The 1111-nt window shown below is 42.8% G+C and carries 1 protein-coding gene and 1 pseudogene; both read right to left on the bottom strand.

The genetic code is table 11. The features are described 5' to 3' along the window. Positions 1 to 908: FtsK/SpoIIIE domain-containing protein (locus AC1DRF_RS29110; RefSeq protein ID WP_477742456.1), on the bottom strand; the 908-nt coding region annotated here is incomplete at its 3' end. Positions 909 to 920: 12 nt separating this feature from the next. Beyond that, positions 921 to 1111: pseudogene (locus AC1DRF_RS29105) on the bottom strand (hypothetical protein); the annotation flags it as partial.

The following is a 1111-nucleotide window of genomic DNA, read 5'->3' as shown; positions in this document are numbered from 1 at the left end:
GCATTTATCGCATCGGCCTGCCTTCCAGAGATCCGAACCCGTAAGTTTGCTTTTAGTGCTGAATTCAACAAATCAGCATCTGGACGCTGCATCGCAATAATCGTATGAACACCTAGTGCACGACCTTGGCTGGCAAACTGTTGGATCATCTCTACAAGCTCCGTTTCTCTCTTCACTATGCTCATTTCATCAATTACCACAACGATACGAGGCAGCTTAAAAGGAAGCCTCCTAATATGTGTGACCCCATGCTCTAACAATAAATCGCCTCTTCGATACATTTCAGCTCGTAATAAAGCAAAAGGCTTTCGCATGTCTTTGGCYTCAAARCAAAGCGCATCCACATGCTCAATCCCATGAAATAAGCCCAAATCAGCTCGTTTAAGATCCACTAACACTAAGCGCAAGTCTTCAGGAGAGGCATATTTCACCCATGTGGTTAGAATCACACGCATTAAGCTGCTTTTTCCTGCGCCAATTTCGCCAGATATCAATAAGGTTTCTAAGTCGGCAAAATCCCATGAAACGGGGTTTCCATAGATATCTTGACCAATGCATACGGGAAGCTCCATTTTCTCTATATGAGGATGAATGACTTCATAATTATAATGGAGCATCTTAGGTAGGCTTTTGTGATGAACGGTAATACTAAAGTTTTTTAAGCTGCCATTCACTTCAATATTGCTGCCTAATACTTGGCGTAAGGCCCACCTCTTTTTGTTTAAGAGCTCAGGGTCTATGCCATTTAGTAAGGAAAAGGCGTACCGAGTGTACGTATGATGATGATCAATCTGATGAATTTTGGGAAACAGATAGGAGGTACGGTCTCCTCGTTTAACCACCCGGTAAATCTCTGCAGTTCGAAACGCTTTAATTAATTGGCCACGTAATTTTAACTTTTCAAACATCAGTATCCCTCCTCAAAACATAAATGTCGCAAAGAAGTAGATCAAGGCGCTATAGAAGGTAACAGGCAAGATAAAGCGCATCACCTTTGCGAACTGATCAACAAGGTCAATCACACCCCATCGCTCTAATGTTCGTTCGATGATGGCAATTCCCAAGACAATGCCTCCTATGGTCAGAATAGTGGGGTCAAGCATGGCTAGTG

It is taken from the genome of Priestia sp. P5_B4, from assembly GCF_056400385.1.
This window is presented reverse-complemented; position numbering and strand designations above follow the sequence as displayed.